33 protein-coding genes are annotated in these 23,687 nt (G+C 65.7%); 32 read left to right on the top strand and 1 reads right to left on the bottom strand.

Features of this window, described 5'->3' with window-relative positions:
- The first annotated feature begins 91 nt into the window (after positions 1 to 91).
- The 8 genes from VMT30_09350 to VMT30_09315 all read left to right on the top strand — a co-directional run bounded on the left by VMT30_09350 (position 92) and on the right by VMT30_09315 (position 3,193).
- Positions 92 to 292, top strand: coding sequence for a hypothetical protein (locus VMT30_09350; protein ID HVQ45135.1), 201 nt, complete (start codon positions 92 to 94; stop codon positions 290 to 292).
- Positions 293 to 736: 444 nt separating this feature from the next.
- Complete coding sequence (locus tag VMT30_09345; protein ID HVQ45134.1) at positions 737 to 934, top strand: hypothetical protein; 198 nt, start codon at positions 737 to 739, stop codon at positions 932 to 934.
- Positions 919 to 1,044 (top strand): hypothetical protein, encoded by a 126-nt coding sequence (locus VMT30_09340; GenBank protein ID HVQ45133.1) that lies wholly within the window; start codon positions 919 to 921, stop codon positions 1,042 to 1,044. The genes VMT30_09345 and VMT30_09340 overlap by 16 nt, the downstream gene beginning before the upstream one ends.
- Positions 1,041 to 1,283 (top strand): hypothetical protein, encoded by a 243-nt coding sequence (locus VMT30_09335; protein ID HVQ45132.1) that lies wholly within the window; start codon positions 1,041 to 1,043, stop codon positions 1,281 to 1,283. Before VMT30_09340 ends, VMT30_09335 begins: the two co-directional genes overlap by 4 nt.
- Positions 1,280 to 1,513 carry a hypothetical protein gene (locus VMT30_09330; protein ID HVQ45131.1) on the top strand — a complete coding sequence of 78 codons (234 nt, stop codon included), beginning with the start codon at positions 1,280 to 1,282 and terminating at the stop codon, positions 1,511 to 1,513. Before VMT30_09335 ends, VMT30_09330 begins: the two co-directional genes overlap by 4 nt.
- The gene (locus VMT30_09325) at positions 1,510 to 1,752 is read left to right on the top strand and encodes a hypothetical protein (protein HVQ45130.1); all 243 of its coding nucleotides are present in this window, start codon (positions 1,510 to 1,512) and stop codon (positions 1,750 to 1,752) included. The genes VMT30_09330 and VMT30_09325 overlap by 4 nt, the downstream gene beginning before the upstream one ends.
- Positions 1,753 to 1,927: 175 nt before the next feature.
- On the top strand, positions 1,928 to 2,452 hold the full coding sequence (locus VMT30_09320) for a hypothetical protein (protein HVQ45129.1): 525 nt from the start codon (positions 1,928 to 1,930) through the stop codon (positions 2,450 to 2,452).
- Between the two features lie 234 nt (positions 2,453 to 2,686).
- The gene (locus VMT30_09315) at positions 2,687 to 3,193 is read left to right on the top strand and encodes a hypothetical protein (GenBank protein ID HVQ45128.1); all 507 of its coding nucleotides are present in this window, start codon (positions 2,687 to 2,689) and stop codon (positions 3,191 to 3,193) included.
- Positions 3,194 to 3,513: 320 nt separating this feature from the next.
- Here the strand turns inward: VMT30_09315 and VMT30_09310 are convergent, their stop codons facing one another.
- The gene (locus VMT30_09310) at positions 3,514 to 3,720 is read right to left on the bottom strand and encodes a hypothetical protein (GenBank protein HVQ45127.1); all 207 of its coding nucleotides are present in this window, start codon (positions 3,718 to 3,720) and stop codon (positions 3,514 to 3,516) included.
- Between the two features lie 111 nt (positions 3,721 to 3,831).
- Here VMT30_09310 and VMT30_09305 point away from each other — a divergent pair, with 111 nt between their 5' ends.
- From VMT30_09305 to VMT30_09190, 24 genes are all read left to right on the top strand, one after another.
- The gene (locus VMT30_09305; protein HVQ45126.1) at positions 3,832 to 4,071 is read left to right on the top strand and encodes an HNH endonuclease; all 240 of its coding nucleotides are present in this window, start codon (positions 3,832 to 3,834) and stop codon (positions 4,069 to 4,071) included.
- Positions 4,068 to 5,033 (top strand): recombinase RecT, encoded by a 966-nt coding sequence (locus tag VMT30_09300; GenBank protein ID HVQ45125.1) that lies wholly within the window; start codon positions 4,068 to 4,070, stop codon positions 5,031 to 5,033. Before VMT30_09305 ends, VMT30_09300 begins: the two co-directional genes overlap by 4 nt.
- Positions 5,034 to 5,048: 15 nt before the next feature.
- Complete coding sequence (locus VMT30_09295; GenBank protein HVQ45124.1) at positions 5,049 to 5,969, top strand: CHC2 zinc finger domain-containing protein; 921 nt, start codon at positions 5,049 to 5,051, stop codon at positions 5,967 to 5,969.
- Positions 5,969 to 7,321 carry an AAA family ATPase gene (locus tag VMT30_09290; GenBank protein HVQ45123.1) on the top strand — a complete coding sequence of 451 codons (1,353 nt, stop codon included), beginning with the start codon at positions 5,969 to 5,971 and terminating at the stop codon, positions 7,319 to 7,321. The genes VMT30_09295 and VMT30_09290 overlap by 1 nt, the downstream gene beginning before the upstream one ends.
- Before the next feature lie 222 nt (positions 7,322 to 7,543).
- Positions 7,544 to 7,894, top strand: a complete 351-nt coding sequence (locus tag VMT30_09285) for a hypothetical protein (GenBank protein ID HVQ45122.1) — start codon at positions 7,544 to 7,546, stop codon at positions 7,892 to 7,894.
- The gene (locus VMT30_09280) at positions 7,891 to 8,631 is read left to right on the top strand and encodes a hypothetical protein (GenBank protein ID HVQ45121.1); all 741 of its coding nucleotides are present in this window, start codon (positions 7,891 to 7,893) and stop codon (positions 8,629 to 8,631) included. The genes VMT30_09285 and VMT30_09280 overlap by 4 nt, the downstream gene beginning before the upstream one ends.
- Positions 8,624 to 9,058 carry a hypothetical protein gene (locus tag VMT30_09275; GenBank protein ID HVQ45120.1) on the top strand — a complete coding sequence of 145 codons (435 nt, stop codon included), beginning with the start codon at positions 8,624 to 8,626 and terminating at the stop codon, positions 9,056 to 9,058. The genes VMT30_09280 and VMT30_09275 overlap by 8 nt, the downstream gene beginning before the upstream one ends.
- Positions 9,055 to 9,765, top strand: coding sequence for a class I SAM-dependent methyltransferase (locus VMT30_09270; protein ID HVQ45119.1), 711 nt, complete (start codon positions 9,055 to 9,057; stop codon positions 9,763 to 9,765). The genes VMT30_09275 and VMT30_09270 overlap by 4 nt, the downstream gene beginning before the upstream one ends.
- Positions 9,766 to 9,981, top strand: coding sequence for a hypothetical protein (locus VMT30_09265; GenBank protein HVQ45118.1), 216 nt, complete (start codon positions 9,766 to 9,768; stop codon positions 9,979 to 9,981).
- Complete coding sequence (locus tag VMT30_09260) at positions 9,978 to 10,535, top strand: hypothetical protein (protein HVQ45117.1); 558 nt, start codon at positions 9,978 to 9,980, stop codon at positions 10,533 to 10,535. Before VMT30_09265 ends, VMT30_09260 begins: the two co-directional genes overlap by 4 nt.
- Before the next feature lie 858 nt (positions 10,536 to 11,393).
- Positions 11,394 to 11,822: a hypothetical protein gene (locus VMT30_09255; protein HVQ45116.1), complete on the top strand. Its 429-nt coding sequence runs from the start codon at positions 11,394 to 11,396 to the stop codon at positions 11,820 to 11,822.
- A gap of 306 nt (positions 11,823 to 12,128) precedes the next feature.
- Complete coding sequence (locus tag VMT30_09250) at positions 12,129 to 12,569, top strand: hypothetical protein (GenBank protein HVQ45115.1); 441 nt, start codon at positions 12,129 to 12,131, stop codon at positions 12,567 to 12,569.
- Positions 12,570 to 12,788: 219 nt separating this feature from the next.
- A complete protein-coding gene (locus tag VMT30_09245) occupies positions 12,789 to 13,244 on the top strand; it encodes a hypothetical protein (GenBank protein ID HVQ45114.1) in 456 nt (151 codons plus the stop codon).
- Positions 13,245 to 13,406: 162 nt separating this feature from the next.
- Positions 13,407 to 13,559, top strand: a complete 153-nt coding sequence (locus VMT30_09240) for a hypothetical protein (GenBank protein HVQ45113.1) — start codon at positions 13,407 to 13,409, stop codon at positions 13,557 to 13,559.
- 279 nt (positions 13,560 to 13,838) lie between these two features.
- Positions 13,839 to 14,123 (top strand): hypothetical protein, encoded by a 285-nt coding sequence (locus tag VMT30_09235; GenBank protein ID HVQ45112.1) that lies wholly within the window; start codon positions 13,839 to 13,841, stop codon positions 14,121 to 14,123.
- Positions 14,123 to 15,583 (top strand): terminase family protein, encoded by a 1,461-nt coding sequence (locus tag VMT30_09230; GenBank protein ID HVQ45111.1) that lies wholly within the window; start codon positions 14,123 to 14,125, stop codon positions 15,581 to 15,583. Before VMT30_09235 ends, VMT30_09230 begins: the two co-directional genes overlap by 1 nt.
- Positions 15,584 to 16,512: 929 nt before the next feature.
- A complete protein-coding gene (locus tag VMT30_09225) occupies positions 16,513 to 16,644 on the top strand; it encodes a hypothetical protein (protein ID HVQ45110.1) in 132 nt (43 codons plus the stop codon).
- 8 nt (positions 16,645 to 16,652) lie between these two features.
- Positions 16,653 to 17,033 (top strand): hypothetical protein, encoded by a 381-nt coding sequence (locus VMT30_09220; protein HVQ45109.1) that lies wholly within the window; start codon positions 16,653 to 16,655, stop codon positions 17,031 to 17,033.
- Between the two features lie 442 nt (positions 17,034 to 17,475).
- The gene (locus VMT30_09215; GenBank protein ID HVQ45108.1) at positions 17,476 to 19,614 is read left to right on the top strand and encodes a hypothetical protein; all 2,139 of its coding nucleotides are present in this window, start codon (positions 17,476 to 17,478) and stop codon (positions 19,612 to 19,614) included.
- Complete coding sequence (locus VMT30_09210; protein HVQ45107.1) at positions 19,614 to 20,132, top strand: hypothetical protein; 519 nt, start codon at positions 19,614 to 19,616, stop codon at positions 20,130 to 20,132. Before VMT30_09215 ends, VMT30_09210 begins: the two co-directional genes overlap by 1 nt.
- 154 nt (positions 20,133 to 20,286) lie before the next feature.
- Entirely contained in the window at positions 20,287 to 22,095 is a 1,809-nt protein-coding gene (locus VMT30_09205) for a hypothetical protein (GenBank protein HVQ45106.1), read from the top strand.
- Complete coding sequence (locus tag VMT30_09200) at positions 22,092 to 22,526, top strand: hypothetical protein (protein HVQ45105.1); 435 nt, start codon at positions 22,092 to 22,094, stop codon at positions 22,524 to 22,526. Before VMT30_09205 ends, VMT30_09200 begins: the two co-directional genes overlap by 4 nt.
- Before the next feature lie 190 nt (positions 22,527 to 22,716).
- Positions 22,717 to 23,502 (top strand): SDR family oxidoreductase, encoded by a 786-nt coding sequence (locus VMT30_09195; GenBank protein ID HVQ45104.1) that lies wholly within the window; start codon positions 22,717 to 22,719, stop codon positions 23,500 to 23,502.
- Positions 23,499 to 23,687, top strand: a complete 189-nt coding sequence (locus VMT30_09190; protein ID HVQ45103.1) for a hypothetical protein — start codon at positions 23,499 to 23,501, stop codon at positions 23,685 to 23,687. Before VMT30_09195 ends, VMT30_09190 begins: the two co-directional genes overlap by 4 nt.

Below are 23,687 nucleotides of genomic sequence, written 5' to 3'. Positions count from 1 at the left end.
GGGTCACGGTGAGACGACGCGTTTTCGACTCAGCCGTCGCCTGCGCGAGGTCGTCGCCCTTTTCGCGGCAACCGGTGAGCAGTGGCTCACGATGAGCGACATCGCCATCTGGATCTACGGCGACGACGGCCTACACGAGCGCAGCGCCGTGCGCATAGGCCTGTGCCGCCTCCGGCAGTCCGGCTACCGCATCGAACAGCGGGCCGCGACCTGGGACTGGGGTGCTCGTGGCAGGGTGCTGGCCTACCGCCTGATCTCTGAGCCTGAAGCGGGCGAGCGGAGGGCAGCATGACCGCGTCGACATCGCGCAAGCCTCCAGCCGACCACGTCAAGTTGCCCGAATTGAAGCTCTCGGACTGGAGCCGTCAGCTTCGCTGGTGGAAGCCCGAGGCCGGCATTCCGCGACGCTGCCCGACGTGCAGCGCGCGGCTGATGGTGGACCCGCCACTCTGGGAGCGATGGGGACGGGTGTACTGCGGCATCGACAGCGGCTGTGGGCGCGAGTACGCCTGGGTGTCAGCGGTCGGGTGGAACCTATGACCGCCCGACACGACCTCTGCTACGGGCCGATGAAGCCAGCCCCGGTCCGGCACGCCTTCGGAGACATCTGCCGCGACTCGTCCTGTGCGACGTGCGCCATTTGGCAGCGACCGAACGAGACGCGCGACCAGTGGCAGACCCGGGTCCGCGAGATGTTCGACGCCGCGCCTTTTCAGCATGAACGGGAGAGCGTCGCATGACCGACCGTCCCACCGACCGCCTCTCTCCGGTCGGCAGTCTGACCGCCGACGAGCGCGCCCGTGCCCGGCTGGCCTTCGAGGCGGCGCCCGACCTCATGCAGCGATTCGCAGCGGCCAGCCTCGTCGGCGATTGCGAGATCAAGCTCGACGCCATCGCGGGTGTCATCAGGAGCGTGCGATGTCCCGCTTCCTGACCGTCGCCCTGATCTTCCTGGTGGGGCCGACCGTGGCGTTCCTGGCCCTGGCTGGCGCCGTGTTCCTGACATTCGTCGTGGTGGACAGCGTCGCTGGGAGGATGCCATGACCCGCTGCCCGCGCTGCCAGAGCAACGCCATCCACTCGGAAAACAACTTCGCCTCCTGTCTCATGTGCGGCGAGACGATCCGCGACGAGCCGGACATGCTGACCAAACTCCTGAGCAACACGGCGCCCGAGACTGGCGACGTTCACACGCACTTCGTGAACCGACTTGCCCCGATCGAGGCACCGGCGGCCGTGACGGCTCGGGTGCTGGCCGCCGTGAGAGCGGAGGCCGCGAGATGAAGACCATCACCAGGCGCGATCGGATCGCGATCGAGGACGTCTCGCTGATCCTGCCCGAACTGCTGGCCTGGGTCGACGGTGACCCTGAGACGCGCTGGGATCTTCGCCAGGACTTCGCGGCCATGTACCGCGCCTGCGAGCAGATCCAGCGCCAGAAGGCGGCCTGTGGCTCGTTCGACGAGGCGCGGCTGGCGGCGTTCCCGGAGCTTGAGAACGGGGTACCGATGTGAGTGACGAGACCCGTTATCAGTGGCTCCTGACCCACATCAAGACGTGCCGCGTGTGCGAGTGGCGGAACGAGGACGACTCTTCGAAGCTCTGCGGGCTGGCCGAGACACACTTCCAGACCCTCGAAGCTCTGGACCCGGCCCCAGCCGCCGCCGTGGTGCGGGCGGCCGGCGGGGACATGCTCCCGGGGTTCGAGACGGTCGCCGCGAAGCCGGCAGAGAAGGGCGGGTATCCGACGTGATCGAGCACCCGTGGATTCTCATGACATCCGTGCCGATGGGGTGCTGGTGCCAGCGGTGCGACCAGCGGCTACCGATCGGGGTGCCGGTCGAGATCGGTGAGTACCTAGCAGCCGTCAAGGCATTCATCGAGCGCCACGCAGACTGCTCCGAGCCAGCGGCGGAAGGGGGCTGCCTGTGAGCATCTACGCCACGATGTGGCAGATCAAGGTGCCCGACGAAGCCAATGGCGGCTCGTTCAGCGACGCGTGGTGGGAAGTCTACGCCCAGGGCGTCCCGAACCACATCAACGAGCAGAACGGCTACAGCGGCCCAATCTGGGACGACTGGCTGCCGGCCTTCCAGCACGCTGAGGGCTGCGTTCAGCACGTCAAGGTGTTCTACGACCGGCCCGCCGATAGCGCCGGCGTCGATTGGATCAGGCAGGCCTGCGAGCCCGATCACCCGCAGGCCACACGGGGCGACTACCACGACTGTGACTGCGGCCTCCGCGCCGTGTTCATCTGCGACGAGCTCACCACGAAGGGCACCGAGCGGAACGGCCAGGAGTACGTCAACCCGTTGCTGGTGCTGACAGGCGCCGAGTACCAGACGATCGTCTGGGAAGACTTGCTCATCAGGATCACCGACGCTGTCAGCGAGCGCACCGCCGCCCCGCCCCACCAGGCCGCGAGCGATGCGGCGGGAGGCACTGGACGGTGAATCTCGTCTTTGGCTCTCTCTTTACGGGCTGCGGCGGACTCGATCGAGGATTGGAGCTCGCCGGCCTGACGTGCGCCTTCCAGGTGGAGATCAGTCCCAGTGCACGAACCGTCCTTGAGCACCGCTGGCCGGGCCTGCCGCGCCACGATGACGCCCGCACCTTCCCTCCCTCCGATCCCGACGACTGGCGCTGCAACCTGCTCGTCGGTGGAGATCCCTGCCAGGAGAACAGCCGTGCCCGCGTCACGGTCGGAACGGGAGCGCCGTCGCTCGGTGCTGAATTCCTCCGCATCGTTGACGTCGTTCGCCCTTGGCTTGTTCTCCGCGAGAATCCCACTCGATCCCGTCCCGATGCTCCCTGGCCTTGGCAGCGATTCCGAGACGCGCTCGAATCTCGCGGCTACGCTGTCCTGCCCTTCCGACTCCGTGCCTGTTGCGTTGGCGCTGACCATCAGCGGGACCGGTTGTTCCTGCTTGCTGAAGCATCCGACCCCGTCTGCCAGCCTGTTCGGCTGCAAGGACGTCGAGCGGATGCTGGCCAGGCGGGAGCGCTTGAAGGCGCAGCACGGGAATGGGAACGGTTTTGGGCTGACGCTGGGACAGTGGGCGGCCATCGAGGGAGTCGAACTGACGCCCGAGATGGTGGAACAGATGCTCGGCTTCCCTCCCGGGTGGACCGACTGCGCATGCTCGGTAACGCCGTCCACGTTGACGTCGCCCAAACCATCGGCGAGCACTTGATGCGCGTCTACGGGGCCACAGCATGACCGCCCTCTACGCGCTCCTGACGCTGCTCTCTCGGCTGGCCGCCTGCCGTCGCGCGATCGGGCGAAGTGGGGGAGGTGGAGCGTGAAGCGCTATCGGAATCCAGAATGGGGGCACGATCTCAGGCTCGGCGTGCGCTGCATCTTCTGGGCATTCGTCCCGCGCGTCTACTGGACTCGGATGTCGTTCGAGGTCGCCGTAGGGCCGTGGACATTCGTCCACTGGCGCGGCGGCCAGGATCGATGGAGGATCGGGCTGTGACCCCCTCAGTCCTCCGTGGGCGCCGAGGGCGGGGCTCAGTGCTCGGCCGGCTTGTTCTTCGGCCTACCGGGACGCCTGCGAGTCTTCTTGTATCGCTCCCAGACGTCGAGCGGAATGGCATGCAGAGGCCCAATCTTGTCCGTACGTTCGATCTGGCCGAGTTGGATCGCTTTCCAGATGGCCCAGGTCGATACGCCGAGCTCGGCCGCCGCTTCCTTCACAAGCACGTAGTCTCGCTCCACGGGGCAGAGGGTACTGAAAACCCAAGCCCGATAATAGATTATAGCGCTGGACAGTTGATCTTTGTTCCTCGTATAATTCTCCAGTCACATGGAGAGTTTAGGGGGCAGCCTGTGGCGGCAACGAAGCCGGTAGAGCCGAAGATCGGGAAGGGACTCCGGTTCCGCATCCTCGCCCGGGATCATTTTCGATGCGTCTACTGCGGCGCCAGCGCTCATGACGGAGCGCGCCTGCACGTCGATCACGTCAGGCCTCGATCCCAGGGCGGCACGAACGATCCATCGAACTTAGTTACTGCCTGCTCGGACTGCAACCTGGGCAAGAGCGACACGACGCAGTGGAGTGAATCATGACGACGACCGCATTGGCACAGCGACAGGACATCCTGCCAGACGCGCAAAGCTGGAAGACGATGATGGAGATGGCCCGCGAGCTGGTCGCCTCGGGGTTGCTCCCGAAGGGGATCGACAAGCCGGCAGCCGCGTTGGCAGTGATCCAGAAGGGGCGCGAGATCGGGATTCCGCCGATGTACGCGCTGTCCAACATCGGAATCATCAACGGCCGGCCGGTTGTTGGCGCCGAGGTCATGCTGGCGATGGTCTACCGTGACCACGGCGACCAGGCGATCCAGTTCGTGGAGACCAGCGCCCAGCGCTGCGCGGTCAGCTACAAGCGGAAGTCCTGGCCCCAGGCACGGGCCTTCGAGTGGACGATGGAGAACGCCGAGCAGGCCGGGTTACTGGGCAAGGGCGGCCCCTGGAAGCAGTACCCGGCAGCCATGTTGCGAGCTCGCTGCATCAGCGCCGTGGCCCGCCTCGCGTTCCCCGACTCGCTGGGCGGCATGTACACCCCCGAGGAGCTCGGCGCCGAGGTCACGGTGACGGACGACGGTGAGATCGAGGTCGTCCCACAGGCCGCTCCGATCCGAGCGATCAGGCCAGAGATAGGGGACGTGACCCCTCCTCCGCCTCAGCCGGCAGGCGCCGAGTTCCGCCAGAAGTGGGACCAACAGTGGTCCGTTGGTATCGCGGCAGCGACGGCAGCCGGACTTGGCGAGCCACAGGCACCGCCGGCGAATGCCTCGGAAGTGGCGCTGAAGAAAGCGGCTCGTGAGCTTTCCGATGAGATACAGGCGCGCAGAGCGCTGAATGCCGAGATCGTCGAGAAGATCGCTCAGGTTCGGGCGACACACGGCGCCAACGCGGTGAGCGACTTTGACCCCGTCACGGAGGCCAGCGAGACCGTCCACCAGATGCTCGCCACGCTCAACGAGATGCTCGCCGAGCCTGAAGCCAAAGACGCGGAAGCCTTCTAGTCGGAGCGCCACACCATGAGGACGGTCTACCAGATCAGGGACATGCTCGGTGAGACCATCGCCGAGCATGTGGCGGTGCGCTGGCCCGGCGGTCAGAAGCGGATGTACTGGCAGGTGCCCGGGTGCGACGCCAGGGACGGCCTGATGGGCTTATCCACGCCCGATCTGCCGCTGTACGGCGCCGAGCGCATCCCGTCGCTCACGATTGGGGAGACCGTCATCCTCACCGAGGGCGAGAAGGCCCGCGACGCGCTGTGGGCGCTGGGATTCGATGCGCTGGGCACCGTGACGGGCGCCTCGGCCACGCCCGGTGAGGACGCCCTGTCGGTGCTGCTGCCGTTCGACGTGGTGCTCTGGCCCGACCACGACCGCGAGGGTCACCAGCACATGAACCGGATCGCCTGGGAGCTCCATCGGCTCGGTGGGCACCTGCCTAGAGCCATCGTTCCCGAGTGGGTGGGCGAGGACGGGACGATCAGGCATGGGCTGCTGAAGAAGGGCTTCGATGCGGCCGACCTGTCTCCGAAGACGGATCGCGCCGGCATCGTCTCCGATCTGCTTCAGTCTGCCCGACCCTGGCGGCTGCATCCCGAACCGACGAGGCCGAAACTGGTGCGGCCTACATATGACCGCGCGCGCGATGACGAGCGGGTGGGGACTGCCAGGACGCATCTGCTCAGGGTCGTTGAGGAGCGGCTGGGGCCACCGAAGGAGGTTCGTCAGGGCACGCCGTGGTGGTGCTGCCCGTTCCACGCCGACCGCTCGCCCAGCTTCAAGGTGGACCCGCGCCAACCCTTCTATAAGTGCTTCGGGTGTGACGCTCGGGGCGATGTGTTCACCTTCCTGCAAGCGCTCGATGGCGTCGCGTTCAAGGACGCGCTGTCGGAGCTCGCACCAGCCGCCGGCATCGGCGGCATCCCGAGGTTCGGCGCGTGATGGCTGTCGCCAAAGAACCAGCACCATCAGGTGATTCCTTCGAGGCGCACGGGCTCGGTTGGCGCGCCGTCATGCTGGACCGTACGTGTCGCATCACGGTGCGACGCCTGCGTCGGGACGGCGGCAGCCTCAAGGGCTACGTGGACGTCGAATACAAGGCACCAGGGCGCGGGACGCCGCGCGAGCGGCTTGCGGGCGAGGTGCTGAACTTATCGTCCGGCCGCGACCGCGCGGGATTCGCCAATCGGTTGCTGGAGCGAAAGCCGAGCATCGAGTGGCGCAACATCGTCGATGCGTTCTGCGTCGAGGTCGAGAGGCGCGACGATGAGGCCGAGCCCGCCGTCCTGATCGGCAACCTGCCGGCGCCCATCGACGGCGGGTGGCTCGTCGATGGGCTGCTGGAGCGCAACCAGAACAACGAGATCCACGGCGACGGATCGGTGGGGAAATCGTGGCTCGGCCTGGCGCTGGCTGTCAGCGTGACGACGGGCATCGAGATCCTGCCCGGCTACCGCCCCCACCAGCGCGGCCCCGTGCTGTACCTGGACTGGGAGACGGATCAGGACACCCTGAATGCCCGCGTCCAGCAGATAGCTAGAGGGGCCGGCATCACCTATCCCGACATCTGGTACCTGCGGATGGACGGGCCGCTCTCGGATGCCGTCGAGCGGGTGCTGGCGCTCTGCCAGGAGAACGGGATCATCCTGATCGTCGTGGACTCGATCGAGGCCGCGATGGCGGGCTCGATCTCGGCCGGCGCCCCGTCCAACGAGGGTCCGTCGAGGATGAATCGGGCGCTCCGCCGCATCGGCCTGACGGCGTTCCTGATCGACCACATCAGCTCAGAGCAGGCTCAGTCCGAGAAGATCGCCACCAAGGCGTACGGGTCGATCTTCAAGCGCAACTGGATACGGCGGTCGTTCCATCTGAAACAGACCCACGAGCCTGCCGCCGATGGTTTCCGCCACCTGGGCCTGTTCATCGCCAAGGTCAACAACGGCAAGGAGCCTCCCCCGGTCGGATTGCGCTGGGAGGTCAACGACGAGGTCTGCCGCTGGGATCGCGAAGAGATGGACGACCCCGAGCTTGAGCAGGCGCTGCCCCTGGTGGACCGGATCGCGGGCTACATTAGGCGGGAGGGACCGTCCCAGCTCTCGGCGATTGTCGAGGCGATGGCGCCGGCCAAGCGGACCACCGTGACATCGACGCTCCAGCGCCAGACCAAGCGGTTCTACAAGGACGGGCGCGGGTTGTGGGACGTGTTGGTCGAGCCGCCGGCACCCGCCGAAGACGCCGATTACGGCGACCCCGATCCGCTGCCGTGGCCCGACGCAGGTGACGCAGATGCGTGACGCACGCCGTGACGCATGCGTCAAGTGCGTCAGACGCATGCGTCGTAAACGGGAGATTTCTGCGCAAATCGTGACGCATGCGTCGTTCTGCGACGCAGGTGCGTCATATCGAGTCAGCGTGACGCATGCGTCGGCTTTTGGGTGCCTTTTACTGGCTGGAGAGGCACTTCTAAGTACGAAGAAGGTAACTCATTCTTCTACCGGGTCTACGGGAGTGATTCGATGAGCCGACCGAAAGGCATCTGGCAGGGCATCACACCGGCCCAGGGCTGGCGAGCCGTGTTCGTGACCGATGACGGATTGCTACGGGCCGAGCCGATGGCATTCTGGGCCTGGGTGCGCCGAGACTACGGTGACGAGACCGAAGATGTCGGAGAGGGCGTGCTGGCCCGGGATTCGGTCCATGAGGTCAGCGCCGCCGAGGATGAGGAGTACTTCGTTGGCTACCTCCACGAATCGGAGGACATCGAGGTCTGGCGCGAGACATCGGGGCACGTCTTGAAGGCGGTGAAGCGGGAGCAGGAGCGCGTTCGCCAGATCCGTGAGCAGAAGCAAACGGAGCGCGCTCGATGAGCGCGGAGCTCGCGCTTAGGACCGGCCTGCCGGGCACACGGACGGAGATGAGCTATCAGCCGCCGGCTGACCTGACCTTCGAGGAGTGGTGCTCGGCGATGGAGACGCTCCAGACGATGGACCGATCGGTGAAATGGTGGATCGGCGACCTGATCCTGTTCGGGGAGGCCGCCTACGGCGGGGATGCCTCTCAGGCGTTCCCTGACGCGTTTTCGGGGTCGCCGTTCGCCGAATCGACCCTGAGAGCGGCAGCGTGGGTGTCGGCGGCGTTTCCGCGCGGAACACGCGTTGAGCAGTTGACGTGGACGCACCATCGGGTTGTGGCGGAATTACCCCCAATCGAGGCAAGGCGACTGCTCATGGCCGCGCTCGCGCCTGTCGTTCAAGGGGAACCGCCCCTTTCGACACGTGACCTGATCGCGCTCAGGGACCGTCGCAAGGAGGACTTGCGGGGCCGCGCCGAGACCGCCGATGGCGAGCCCGTCGAGACGGCGGAGCTGTCCTGGGCACCGTCGCTGGATGATCTCACCGATGATGCTCGCCGATCGCTGGAATCCCGTGCACCGACAGGACGGCTGCGCTCGACGTTCATCGCCGCTGCACTGTGGGCGTTTCAGTGGGCCGGCGCGCAGGACTGCTTCAAGCCCGGCCACTTCGAGCCAGACGCCCAGTCCCCATCCACCGCCACAGCGAGCGCGGCGGATGGGCGGGTGAGAGGGGAGACAAGCGGTGACTGACTGGAAAGAGCGCTACGGCTGGGGCGCACGCTGGCTGCGCCAGTGCGGCAAGGAAGTCAGCGAGGACGGCGCACGCGTGGCCGAGCTCGTGGATTGGGCCTGGGAGGGGATCTACCACTGTGACGGCGCGAAGCGCGCGGCCTGGAATGGTGATCGCGTGGCGATTGTGGTCCGGGCCCCGAACTTCGCGAGCAGCCTGTGTACGTTCGACGGGTCGCTGCTGACGAAGCTGGTGATCGGCGCTCACGACCACGCTATTCGGATCGGCATCTCGGCGGTCAACCCGACCCACATCAAACTCGACTTCTGGCCTCGGGCTCGGAACGCACACCCGTTCAGTAGCCACCCAACGATGGAAGAGCGACTGACGAAGTGGGAACGGCCCTTCGTCTTCGAGGATGCTGCCGAAGCGGAGCCAGTGGCGTGACCGCCCGCCACGGCCCGGCCTCGGTGGGCGGGGAGCCGCCGGCGCCGCTCACGCGGATCGCCACGGGCAGCAGCGCCGAGATGGTCGCTCGGCTGCTGGCTGTCTCGTTCCCGGGCGCTGAGACGGTGCTTGATGCGACCTGGGGCCGGGGTAAGTTCTGGGACGGCTCGGATCGCCACGTCGTGGGCTGCGACATTAGCCCTCACGGCAAGCCGGCAGTCGTGGCCGACTTCACGCGGCTGCCGTTCGCTGACGGGTCGTTCTCGGTGGTTGTGTTCGACCCACCCTACCTGTCGAACACCTCGAAGAAGGGCACGTCGCTGGTTGGTAAGCGGTTCGGGTCATATCGCACGGAGCCAGAGGCGCGGGCCTCGATTCAGGCCGGCGCTCGTGAGGCGTGGCGGGTAGCCAGGGTCGGCGTGATCGTGAAGGTGATGGACCAGATTCACGCATCCAGGCTCGTCCGGATGAACCAGTGGGTCGAGGAGGTCATCCCCGTCGATCTGTACGACCTGGCGTATCTGGTGAGCAAGTCGAAGCCGGAAGACCCGAAGTGGCAGAAGCACGGGCCGCCGCTGAGCGTGCGGTCGAACTGCACATCGTGGCTCGTGTTCAGGCATGACGGACCGATCCATAAGCGCCGGCAGCACGCGGTGGGGCCGGCGCGGCAGGGTGGGTTCTGGGAGACGGAAGGGGTGGCGGGGTAGATGGACGTGAAGCGAATTGGCAGGTTGCTCCTGGCGTTCGGGCTGGCAGGCGTCGCGGCGTTCGCCGCCTGGTCGTACGTCACGATGCCGTACACGCTCGTGACGACCACATCGACATCGACGCGCGCCCAGCCGGACGGTGCGGGGGTGTTCGCGCTCGCCTTCATCTTCGCTGCTTTGGCGATCGTCGCGGCGTTCTCGGGGGATTGGGAATGACCGCCTCTCCCCGCGCGACCGACGACGGGCCCGATGGGGTGCTGGCCGCCGAGTTGAATCGCGAGTCGCCGCTGGTCGATCTGTTCCGCCAGATCCGCGAGGTGTTCGCTGTCGAGACGCCGTGTCCGGGCGATCACAGCCGGGATGGTCGGTTCATCGACCGTGACGACATCTTCGATGAGTTGATGACGAAGCACGGTCTGCCGGACGACTGGAATCACGAGCGTCTGTACCGGGAGAACACCGATCTCTGGCGGAAGATCTACGACGAGATGGACGCGGTCTGGGTCAAACGTAGCGAGTGCAAATTGACCATCCCCGTGTACGAAGAGTGGGATGGCGACGGCGAATACCGCTCCTGGTGCTACCCGGTGGCCGATGGTCCGTGCGCTGATGCGCTGTCGCTAAATGAGAACGAGTGGCAGGGCGAGTTCTGGGCCGCGCACTTCACGCAGGAGCGGCTCAGGAAGGATGTCGAGAAGATCCTGACCGGCCAGGAGGCGTTGACGCTCGACGCCGCCACGGCGCCCGACTGCGCCGGGGATGGGGGCTGACGATGGCCACGATGCTGGACAGGTTCTTGTGGAATGAGCCGCGACCTGCGCGGGCTGGGGAGATCTGCGAGCGGTGCGGGAAGGCGCCACGGTCCGTCGAGGTGCTCGATGGCAAGGTGTACGACCCCGACTGTGCTCGCGCCGTGGAGCGCGATCGTCGCGAGGGGCGCTCCTGATGCCGTGTTCGCACTGGCGGCCTCTGGTCTTTCGCTCCTGGTGGCGAGCGTTGCTCGATGCGGTGTTCGGGTGGGGGTGAGTGTGGGTGACATGCGGGTGCAGATCGGCGTTCGGGACGCCTGCCCAAAGTGCGACACCAAGCCGGTGGAGACGGCTTACTGCACCGGTGGGTGGTGGTGGCAACGGGTCGGAGGATGCCCTTGCGGCGGGCGCCCGGTGCCTAACGGCATGTTCGATGTCGCGGAGCACCTGTCGATGCGGTGCACATGGTGCGGTTACCGCTGGTGGCGACACACGACTGACCGGGCGGCCCTGCGCTGCCGCGTCGAGACGGGGGAGCACGATGGATGAGCGGCCACAGGCTGCACACATCCGCGCCGTGAAGGCGTCGGTCGCACACGAATCGACTCACGCGCTGGGGTGGAAGATCCCGTGCGAGCCGTGTCGGGATCTGCGGGAGACGGAAGACCGCGCTCTCGACGCGTGCAGGGGTAGCCGCTAGTGGCCAGGGCGCGCGGCGACGGGATGCGGGCTGTACGGCCCGTACGGGCACGACAGACGGTCGATAGTCGAAAAACGACTGTAGACACGCCTACGCCGATTCAGACGGGCTCTCGTCAATCCTCTGGTCGATGGGAGCTTTGGTTCCCCGCGCGCCTGGGGCCGCCACGGAAAGCTACGGTGACGATCGCCGGCCAGAAGATCAAGACGAAGCGGCAGCGCTTGGAGCTTCCGCCGACGAAGAACACGCGGGACGGGAACGAGTTCACCCACAACGGCTGGGTTCAGGAGTGGCGAACGGCAGCCAAAGAGGCAGCCAGTATGGCGCATCGGATCCCACCGCTCGGGCGCATCCGCATCTCAGCAGTGGTTTACCGATCGCGGATCGGGATCGCCGACGCGGAGAACGATCATGCACGGCTCGCACCGCTTCAGGATGGGATCGTGGACGCCGGCGTCATCCCGAAGGACACGTATCGCTTCTGTGAGCGCGGCGATGTTCGGGAAGAACGGGCCGGCGCCGATGGCCCTGGCGTGCTGCTGATCGTAGAGGCGTTGAGCCCGCCCACCGCAGCGCGGGCCACGGACGGGGCGGGGGAGGAAAGTTGATGCGGTGTTTCTTCTGTGTGATGCGTGAGGAGCCCGTGTCGGAGGGTAAGTACGCTCTTGACCCCGCCGACTTGTGTCCGAGGCATCTGGAGATGTCGGGTATCCCTGCCTATGAGCGGTCGCATCCTGACGGAGTCTGCACTGAGACGTGTGGATGCATGACGCTGGATGCTCTGATTGCCGTCAAACTCAGGCGCCTGGTCCTGCTCACTCACGCCGATGGCGCCTGAGTTTGACGAGCCGCTTGGTGAGCCAGCAACGCATGAGATGCTCGCTGCCTCGTTCCGCGCACGAAGGCAGTTCAACGTGACGCTCTACGACACCATGGCCCCGGTCATCGTGCAGCGTCGGGACAACTGGTCACGGGAGACGGTCCGCTCGCTTCGGCGGAAGGTCAGGAACCTCAAGGCCGAGTTGTCGAGACAGGCGATGGGGACCCCTTACGGGCAGGGGCGTCTCGGGAAATGGCGCCAACAGGCCGTCGTCGCCCTGGCTCGTGTGACCCGCCTGGAGGCCGCGACGATACGTCAGGCCGAAGAGTTGGCGTGGTACCGGCATCGATTGGAGACGATTGCCGATCTTGCAAGCATGCATCTTGAGCAGCCGGACCGGTGGGGAGGCCTCACACACGGGTTGCTGGGGATACGTGATATGGCCCGACACACCCTGGAGCAGCCGCTGTTTCCGCTGAAGAAACTGCCGGCCACGGTGATCGAGCACGCCGCCCAGGGCCCAGGGGAGGGGTGAGATGGCTGAGATGGTTGCCTGCCGATTCTGTGACGGGAAGGGGCAAGTGTCGGCCGACGCCTGTGAAGAGATTGTGAACGGTCGCCCCTGTCGCAATCGGATCGTCAACGATCCGTCGTACTTCGAGCTGTTCCCTGAGCGAAGGCACTTACGCTCGTTCTGCGGCATGCATCGGAATGCTCGGGCGAGGGCGGAATTCCCATTGCAAGAGTCACAGTCATGACCGGCGCCCCACGCCCGCTCTCCGACGAGCCATACATGGAGCACAAAGAGTCGCAGGAGATGCCTGGCTGGTGTGGCTGTTGCTTCACCCGCTGGCCGTGTTCGTTCGCAGAGATGGCTGAGGAAGTGGACCGCCTATCAGCCGCGCTGGAGGCGGTGACTGGGGAGCGGGACCAGTGGAAGGCGGCCTACTTTGCCGAGACTGAGGGCGTGCTGATCGACCCCGTTGCCACGCTCGTGAAGGAAGGCGTCAGGCTCAAGCAGGAGCTCGCCGGGGCGCGGGAGGCGCTGGAGACGTTCGCCGATCTTGCCCAACTCGTGTTCGACCGCATCACAAACGGCGTGACCAACAACGAGCGATACCTGATGAAGGACGCGGCTAGGATCGCGATGGACCAGTACCGGGCACTGGCGCCGGCAGCCGATGCGCCGGGGGCGGGGGATGGGAGGTGAGTCAGAACACGATGCGCGTCTGCCAGTCGTGCCGAGCCCCGGTCGTGGCCATCGACCACGGCCGTCCGTACCCGCTGGCCGGCGTCGTCGTGCTCTGCTTCGAGCCGATGAAGGTACAGTGCCACTGCGGCGCAGTGAGCGAGTGGAAGCAGGAGGTGGTCGGTGGCAGACGAGGATGACCATGATGAGCTTACGGATGAAGAGGCCTTGGAGTTGACGGTGGAGCACATCGAGGAGCGTCGCGACCAGCTTGCACGGTCGCTCGCTGAGCGGCTCGGACTCGATCTGCGGCGCGATGGTGACAGGTCGTCCTGACTCTGGTACACTGACGCCAAGCGAATAGCGCTGCCTGGGGTACCGGGCGCGCAGTGTGACCGATGGGATAGCCGTCGTGGCCCGAAAGGGGCTGCGGCGGCTTTTCTGCGTTTCTGGAGGTCTCACCGTGGCGATGTGCAAGAAGTGCGGCAAGAACCACTCTGGCAAGTGCGGGAAGTAGCGCCGATCTTGATTCGGCCGGAATTCAAGTAGGGATTCAAGTTGGCGGCGAACGGACATGGCGGGGCGCGCGGTGGGGCTGGGCGGAAGCCCGGTGAGTTGAAGTCGCTGCTCGACACGCCGATCCGCGAGGCTGAGAAGCGGATCGTTGATCGCCTCCCTCACCTACTGGCGAACCTGTTCGTCCTGGCCGATGGCGTGATGGTCGAGGGCGACATCCCTGGCGAGGACGGAGAGCCCTCCGTGTACAGAAAGCCCCCCGACCGCCAGGCAAACGAGTACCTCATCAACCGCGTGATGGGTAAGCCGACCGAGAAGACCGAGGCCGATGTGCAGGTGTCTGGCGGCGTGACGATCTACCTCCCTGATCGGAAGGTCGGTTGATGGCTGTCGCATCGGCGCCGCCACGCCTCGTCTATCGCCCCCAATCGAAGCAGGAGCCGTGGCACGCTTGCCCTGCTTTCGAGTCCGGCTTCGGCGGCACCAAAGGCCCTGGTAAGACGCTGGCGATGCTGATGGAAGCCACGCGCGGCGTTGGGCACTCGCGCTACCGGGCGATCATCTTCCGCCGCACGTACAAGCGCCTCCAGGAAGTCATGGACCGGGCCTGGGAGTGGTTCCCGCCGCTGGGAGCCAAGTGGAACGGCGACCACGCCCGATGGACGTTCCCGTCCGGTGCGATGATCTCGATGCGCCACTGCGAGAACGAAGAGGACAAGCGGATCTACCACGGCCATGAGTATCACTTCATGGCGTTCGATCAGCTCGAAGAGTTCTCCGAGACGCAGTACACGTTCCTGATGGCGCAGTGTCGGTCGTCGGTGCCCGAGATCAAACCATACCTGCGTACCACGTTCAACCCAGGCGGCATCGGCCACGCCTGGGTCAAAGAGCGGTTCCTGTCGCGCGGTACCCGAGACTGCGCGCCGTGGACACCACGGAACGAGCAGGGCGACCCGCTGCCGACGCGCTGCTTCCACTTCTCGAACATCTACGACAACCAGATTCTGCTTGACGCCGACCCGCAGTACATGATGGTGCTCAACAGCTTACCGGAGCAGGATCGGCGAGCACTGCGTGACGGTGACTGGGACGTGTTCGCCGGCCAGGTGCTCACCGAGTGGCGCCGCGAGAAGCACGTCATTGATCCGATCCCGCTTGACAAGGACTGGCAGCGGGTACGGATGACGGACTACGGCTCTGCTCGGCCGTTCGTCACGCTATGGGCCGCGCTCGACAAGAGCGTGCCCCGGGTCTACATCTACCGCGAGATCAGCCAGCCCGGCCTGCTTGCCTCGCAGCAAGCGCAGGCTGTGGTCAGTCTGACGGGCGAGGACGAGAAGATCAGGCTGCATGTTGCGGACCCTGCTATGTGGATCAAGTCGCCTGACTCTGGCAAGTCGATCGCGCAGATCTACTTCGAGAACGGCGTCACGCTCACGCACGCCAACAACGATCGCCTGAACGGGCTGGCCCGAGTTCGTGAGTACCTGAAAGATGCGCCGGACGGTCGTCCGCATCTCCAGGTGTTCTCGTCGTGCATCCAGCTCATCAAGAACCTGCCATCCCTGGTCTACGACGCTCACAAGGTTGAGGACGTCGATACGGATGGCCCGGATGACGAGTACGACGCGCTCCGCTACGGCCTGATGGCGATGGAGTCGATCCCAGACTTCTCGGCGCTCGCCACATCTATGCCCCTCGGCTTTAGCACTGGTGCGACGAACGGCCGGCCGACGCAGCCGACACCCGTGCCCGACTTCACCGGCCTGAACGGTAAGAGCGATAAGGATGCCCGGCTCGCTGCGCTGTTCGGCGAGTGGCAGTCGACGGGGGTGCGGTGATGTACGACCAGATCCACCGCCTGCTGGCTGAGGTGCGTCCTATCGCGGCGCGGACCCGCACATCGGTGAATACGTGGTTTGAACACTATGACCGGCAATCTGGGGTGGTGAGCCTTCGTTTACAGGCGCGCTTCCACTGCGAGAGCGGGCGCCGGGAGTATGCAACTGACCCGCGCTGTCGGCGAGTTCCTGGTCGTCTCGACGATGCTCCGGATCGAATACTAGTGGCGTTGCAAGCGCACGAACAGGCTCACGAAGCCTGGGCAGTATCCGCCTCGGGGTTCGTCTGCCTACTGTGTGATCGCCCCGATATCCACATGCATGCGGTGCCCGTAGGACAGAGGCCGTCGTGGTGATGCCGACGCCCGAAGAGATTAGGAAGCGACTCGCGCTGGCCGAGAGCGACGCCTGGGCCGGGGACACCTCCTGGATCGCGGAGTTGTTCGGCGTCCTCAATGCCGTACTCCCGGACCTTGTCGCGCCGCCACCTACGGGACTTCCGCCGACCGATTGGGCGAGGTGGACCTGTGACCGATGCGGCACCAGCGCCATGTTCTCGAAGAAGGGCGCCACTCCAGCGCAGCAACTGGCCGAGGATGCGCTGGTCTCTCATCTTGCCCAGCACGGGGTCAGGTAGATGCGACCACCGCCGAAGATGACGATCCCCCACGCGGGCGAGATGACGTATGTCGTATTCCCGCGCTTCGCTCGTGAGATGAACGAGGTTACTACGTGGATAGCTGAAACTGTCGCGATGGCTCAGGACGCCGAGTTGATGAAGCCCGAGACGTGGGACTTCGAGAACGCCGAGCGGCATGCGCCGGCGCAGCGGGACAACCCGATGGGACTGTGCGGCCAACTGTGGGGGCCAAAAGCCTGCCCCGACTGCACCCCTGAACAACCTTGCCAAAGAGTCAGGCGGTTGACGGGTGCGTAGGCGCGACGTGGTGAACTACTGGGCGTGGTTCTTCAACTACCGCGCTGACGCCGAGCGACTGCGGCAGGTGTGGCGATCGGGACTGGTGACCTGGGACCAGTTCCTGGAGATCATGAGCGACTGATGGCTGGCATGAATCGACGCAGCTTCCTGAAGGTGTTGGGCGGCACGGGCCTGTCGATCGTGGCCGCGCCGCTGTTCATCCCGTCCGAGCGGCTGGACTTCGGCGTGCCGCGCGGCCCCATCGCGCTGCCCACCGAGGAGGAAGTCGCCGAGATCCTGGCAGTCTCTGAACAGCCCCTCACCATTGGGACGTGGTCGTACACGGCGTTCGCGGTCGATACGGCATCGGCGGCCGACTTCATCCCCGAGATCTGGTCGAAGTACGCCAAGGGGATGGCCGGGCAGGATCTCGTTTTCTCGAAGCTGATGGCCAAGTCGAACATCCGAGATCTGATCTGGCACGGCGCATCGGTTCGGTTACCTGCGGTGTCGCGGAAGGCCCTCGCCTGATGGCCGAGTACGGGCAGGGCATGGTCAGGCCGGGCGCGTGGTCATTGGGCGGCACGCTGGTGCGCTCTTCGGAAGTACCGGCGCTGGTGGCAACGCCGGCATCTCCGAAGATCACTGATCCGTGTGATGAGCGGTATATCCCAGAAATCTGGTCGCGCCGCGCCATCGAGGCGCGAGAGCAACAGTTGCAGTGGCAACGTCTGACGGCCGCGACTGGAACGTACGCGCCGGTGGCCGTGCTGTACAGCACGAGTGGGTCGCCGCTCACCCCATCGTGGGGAGTGAGTACTCAGGGTGCGTCGTGTGTCTCTTGGGGGACCAGCACGCACGCCGGGATGTGGGTTGCTCCGCTCCGCCAGACCGCTCCATTCTGCCAACTCTGTACCCGAGAAGGCGTCCATATCCACTCTGTGCCGAATACTGGCCGTCCGGGGAAGTGGTGATGGCTGAGTACACCAACCGCCACAACATCGTGGGCGAAGCGATCCCCGAGCTGTTCACGAAGCACAACGGCCGGTACACGGGCTCGCACGGTCGGATCTCCGATGCCCGCTCGCTCCTGATCGGCGAGATGAAGGCGCCTTTGCCGGACGTGCTGGCCAAGCGCGAGGACTGCGAGGCGTTCCGCGTCGACACTGCCCAGAAGTACACCAGCGTGATGCAGCTCCTGAACAAACTGGCCGGCACGGAAACCAAGGACGAGCCAGAGTTGAAGCGGCCGAAGCTCGGTACGTCCGACCTCCACGAGCGCAACTCGTCGCGCATCGAGCGGTTCAGCAACCCGTCCGTCTCGCGCTCGCTCTCGCATCGCGACCTGACCGAATTGGCACTGGTCGAGGCCGAAGGCTGCGCCATCGAGGTGCCTGAGGTGGCGCGCTTTGCGCGGGTGCCGGGCCACTACTACGAGGACGACAAGGCCGAGCGGATCAAGCCGGAGTTCCGTCGCAACGCGCAGGGCCACGAGTACCAGGACGCGCTCGACACGGCGAAGGACGAGCAGGGCGACGACTTCGATGAAGAGAAGTTTGACGCGGACTTCGGCACCGACGAGAAGCAGAGTCGTCGAGCGTACGACCGCCACGTCAAGGCGCTCCGAGCCCGCAACTTCCCCTCTGACACGCAACTGCTGTCTCGTCTCCAGTACGTCCCGATCAACCCGCTCATCAAGGGCCCCGACGTCACGGTCGACGGGATCATTTCGCGGACGCGCATGGCTCCCTCTGACGCGATGCGCCGCAACTACATCATCGACGGCCTACACGATCATCTGGAGCCGAAGGACACGACCGAAGGCGACATGGAGACCGGCGACCTCTGGCTGTACCAGGCGTGGCTGACCGACCAGGACGCGGACGGCAACCTGTACCCCTACGTGGCCTATTCACTCGCGGGCAAGCACACCCGCGTCGAGCGGCCGGGCTTCGAGGACGCGGCTGTCATCGACCTGTACAAGCAGTGCGGCCTCCGCACGCTGCCCGTCGTGCCGTTCTACGGCTGGCGCTGGTTCAGCACCGACCCGGATAAGCGGGCGATGCCGTACACGTTCCCGTTTGGGCGATCATGGCTTGCGGGCGACGCGTTCCTGACGGGCAAGGCGTACGCCGGCTGGTCCGAGGGCATGCTCGCCTGGTTCATGCAGATGCCAGACTCCGTTCGCGACACCGCCATGCAGCAGGCGTGGATGGAGTTCGTCAAGCAGAACCCGCTCACCATCGAGCCCTTCAAGATCACCCCAGTCTGGGGGACGATGATCCCGGCCCAACACCCAGGATCTGGCCGCGACGTCAACGAGATGATCGGGGCGCTCAACGGGTCGAACAGCCAGGATCTGGTCTCGCCGCTGGCCCGTGGTGGCGGTGACGCGGGCTCGGCGATCGAGCGCAGCGTGGTCTCGGCCGATACGCTGGCTGGGGTGTCCGACATCCGTCGATCGGTGCTCAACGTCTGGCGCCGGGTGGGGGAACTGAAGCTTGAGGTCTGCTGCGGGGTCTCCAGGAAGACCGGCAAGAACGTGGTGGTGCTCGGCAATCCCGAGACGCCATCGGACGGCGGCAGCGTCACCCGCGCGCTGATCGAATTGGACCCGCGTTGGCTCGGCCCCGAGGGCGAGGAGTCGTTCGACCTCGAAGCCTCCTATCCTCAGAATCTCGGCGACGACCTGGCTGCCAAGGCGCAGTTGTTCGGGTTCTGGGAGAAGGACGCCATCACGGACGAGGACTGGTGCCAGGCGATTGGGGTCAAAGACCCTGACCGCTACATGGCGCAATTGCTTTACCAGCGGTGGAAGAAGACGCCGCCTGCGCTCCAGATCATCATGAAGGACGCCGCCGAATACCTCGGGGACAAGGAATTGGTCGCGCTGTTCGGGGCGCAGCAGTCCGGCGCGGCCGGTCAGCAGGGCGAGCCGATCGGCATGACGGCCGGGCTGAATCCGCCGATGGGCGGGAGCTCGGACCCCGGCGCCCAGGCGGCCACGGGGATGCAGAACCCGGCCAACTCGCAGTACGCGGCCATCGCGGCGGCCGGGCGTCAGGCGTCAGTCGGCGGGTTGCAGCAGCCAGTGCAGGGAGCGCCGGTCTGATGCCTGACGCAGCCGCTCCGCGCGACATCATGGCCGAGACGATGGTCCAGGGTCGGAAGAGTCTGGTTCCGCACCTTGCCGAGATGCTGAAGCGTGACGCTATTGCTGAGGTGCCGCCTGACGAGGAGCGGCGACGATTCTGGGAGCGGGCTAAGACGCCAGCGCAAGAGGCCCAGATGTGGCAGCAGGAGATGCAGCAGCGCGGGCTTACGGAGCTCACGCCCGAGTTGGCGCTGGACATCGGCTTGAAGATCAGCCAGCAGGTCTATCCCGATCGCTGGGATATGTCCACGGGCGAGGGGCGCACCACGCAGGCGGACATTGCGAACTGGGCCATGAAGCACACCCGTGCTGGACCACCGAAAGCGATGCAGAAGGGGGAGCAGGATGTCACGCAAGCGGCGCGGGGCGAGCAGAGCTATCAAGGTGGCACGTCCGCCCCAGAACAAGACGGACAGCCCGTGGTATCGCAAGGCATGGGGCAGCCGGCCGGACTCCAAGCGCCGGCGGCAGGCTGAGGCGGCGTGATGATCGCGTGGCCGATGTGCCCGAGTTGTCGCATGCTGCACCCGATCAAGATGGCCGGCGCTGAGCAGCAGTGGGGCATCCGGTGCATGTGCGGGTACGGCTTCGCGGTGACGCTGCGCGTGAACAGGAGAGGGGTGGTCGGCCGTGATTGATCCGGGCTACTGGGCGAACATGCGCCCCTTCACCACCGATCCTAGCGTCGGCGTGCCGCCGGCTTATGACACGCGCGGATCGCAGGGTGCCACGGGCGTGCCCGATCAAAGCGCGGCTGCCCAGCAGAACCCGTACGACTGGACGCAGGCGTTCGTCGAGCAAGAGCGCCAGCGCCGCGCCGAGTCTGACAAGCAGTACCAGATCCAGCTTCAACAGCTTGAGCAGTCACGCCAGCGCGACCTCGTGACCAAGGGCACGGCCGAGGCGAACGCCGCGTACAACCGTGGGATGCTCCAGCTTTCCCAGGCCAAACTCGCGGAGGACAAGCGGCAATTCGACACGACCACCCAGCAGGCGATGCAGCAGTTCACCCTCAAGCAGCAGGAGCTTGCTCGGCAGTTCGACACGACTACGGCTGAGGGAAAGAGGCAATTTGATCTCGCATCGGCGGAAAGCAAACGTCAATTTGATGCGACGTTCGGACAGCGCGCGACGCAGTTCACGCAAGATCTGGACTTCAAGAAGTCCCAACTGACCGAGGGCGCCAGGCAGTACGACCTCTCCAGAGGGGACCAGCTCGCCCAGTTCGCCGATTCGATGGGATTGGACAGGGCCAAGCTTGCGGAGACGGCCAGGCAGTACGACCTTACCCGCGTCGATCAGCGCGAGCAGTTCCTGGCCAACCTTGCCGAGCAGCACGACCAGTTCCAGACGACCGCGACCGGCTACACGCCCACGGGGCAGGCGACGCTGGAGCGCGAGAAGTTCGGCAACCAGGCGCTCTTGGATTGGACCACGAAGGCGATCGACCTGGCAAGTAACCCGGCCGACTGGATCAAGTACAAGCAGATGACCTCCGGGGTCGCTGGAAACCTGGCCAACATCCCCGGCCTCGCCTGGACGCAGGGTGGCCAGCAGGGTAACACGGCGTTCAACGGCACCCCCCAGGCGAACAGCCTCGGGAACGTGCTCGGGCAGATGGGCATCCAGCAGCCCGGCCAGGGCGAGGTGCGTCCAGGTGCATCGCCACCCCCCGGCGGACCGCAACCAGGAGCGCTCAGTCCGGCCGAGCAGTCTCGGTTCAACGAGATAACCTCGCGTCGGGCTGCACTCGCGGCAGCCCATGAGGGCGACGTGTCCCCCGAAGACCTGGCAGAGCTTCAGCGATACCAGGCTCGCGGCGCCGCACAGACGGTGATTCCGCTCTCCCCGCAGGAGCAGGCGCGTGCCCAGCAGATCATGGAGCGGCAGGCCCAGCAGCGTGCCGCAGGCGAGGCAGTGGACCCGAGCGACGCAGCCGAGCTCGCGCGGTACCAGGCACGGGGCAGCCAGCCGTCTGCGCCAGCCGGCGACGGGAGCGGCGGCTACTACCTGCGCAGCGGCGCCGGCGGGGCGCCGGCGGGTGGGGTTGCAGACGCACAGCCAACACCCTCGCGGCCCGGCTACGTGGACAGCGCCGCGCTCTCCCCGATGCAGAACCCGAGCGCGATGGCCCCGGCTGCCGCACCACAGACCCAGCAGCCTGTGACCAACTGGGCGCTGGCCGCTGCCAACATGATTCCGACTGGCGACGCCTTGCGGAGCAGCCTGAGCGCGCCAGAGCAGCAGATCTACGACACGGCCAACGAGTTTGCCAAGAACCCGCAAGGCGCGGCGAGCGGCTGGTACGAGCAGCAAGACCCGATGACCAAGGAGTTGATGCGGGGAGCGGCACAGGCTCAAGGCCACGACTGGACGACCGTCATGTCTAGGTACAACCGGAGTCGCTGGGGCGGTGGCGGATCGGCGATGGCAGCATGATGACAATAACGGTTCGATCAGGTCCGATGGTCACGACTCCCACAAGCACGCTGATTGGCCCACAGTGGACGAGCAGTATCCCCGGTGCGCAGATCTTGGACCCTGAGACGGGCCGATCCTGGCGTGTGCACGCCCGCTGGCCGAAGTGCCGATTCAACTCGCCGGAGGCTGCCGCCGCTCGGATCGCGCGGACGTCTGACCCGAAGGTGATGGCCGCGATCAAGGCGCAAGCCGTCGTCCCGTCCATCTGCAACTGCGAGTGGTGCGTGACGGCGCAGGGTGCGACCTGGGGCAGCGACGAGTATCAGGCGTGGATCAGGGCGCACCAGGAGGCGCGCGAGACGTGGCCGGCAGCGTACTGGGAGCGGCTGTACCCGTGTCTGGCATTCGTGGGCCCAGTGAAGGCCGAAGCGGAGGCGTTCTCAGCATGACGATTCTGATGTGGTGTTTAGTCGCTTCAGTGATTGGCGTCGTGGTCATGTTTGGTAGCGTCTTCGGCCTCACCGTGCTCTTACTGCCAGTCGCTGACGCCGTGCAGTTCGCCACATGGTCCGCTATTGGTATGGCAATCGCCTCGCCGTTTTGTTGCCTATTCGGGTGGTTAGGTGCTCAGGGGGCAGCATGAAGCACGCACTGGTAACAGGCGCATCCTCCGGCATCGGCAAGGCCGTCGCCGAGGCGTTGCTACAGGACAGCTGGTCAGTGCTCGGCACGTCTCGGCGGAAGCCCGCCATCGAGCACGAGCGGTTCTCCTGGATCGGGACGGACCTCGTCTCGAAGTACCAGGCCGGGCGAATCGGCAACGCGTACAAGTTCGGCCACCCGCTCGACGCGTTGGTGCACTGCGCCGCGACGTACGGCCCGGAAGGCTGGGTCGGCGATGTGGACGCCGAGGACTGGGTCCGCACCATCACGGTCAACCTGGAGGCGACGTTCCACGTCGTACAGTCGGTGCTACCGTATCTCCTGAAGTCCGAAGACGGCCGTATCCTGCTGTTCTCCGGTGGTGGGGCATTCGGTCCGTACGCTGGCCGCTCGGCCTACGCAGCCTCGAAGGCCGGCGTGGTGAGCCTGATGGAGACGATGGCCGAGGAACAGGCGCGTGTCAGTGTCAACTGCGTGGCGCCTGGGTACGTGCCGACGCCGATGACTGGCCACTTGGATGCTCCGAGCCCCGAGAAGGATCGCGCGGTAGCGTGCGTGCTGCGCCTGCTGAGCTCCGAGACGAAGGGCCTGACGGGCAAGACGATCAGCGCCGAGCACGACGACTGGTCAAGAATCAACCAGGAGAACGTCGAGAGCCTGAACGACAGCCTGCTGGGCCAGCGGCATCGGTACAAGCTCATCATCCCGGCGCCCCCGCTGGTTCCACCAGAGTGGCAGGCGCGTACGGGGATGCTGGTGTGAAGGAGCCCGAGCGCAATGTGGCCTGGGATGAGGACTTCTGGGTTGACGATCGCATGAGCGGCTCGGCGCATGGCGTGAATGAGCGTGAGCCCGACGCCGCGCCGTTCATCCTGGTGCCCGATGGCGCCGGCGACTATCGCGAACATCAGGTGCTGCCGCGACCGAAGGGACGCCTGGGGTTCTGA

This window comes from Candidatus Saccharimonadia bacterium (assembly GCA_035544015.1).
Classification (GTDB): domain Bacteria; phylum Patescibacteriota; class Saccharimonadia; order UBA4664; family UBA4664; genus UBA5169.
This window is presented reverse-complemented; position numbering and strand designations above follow the sequence as displayed.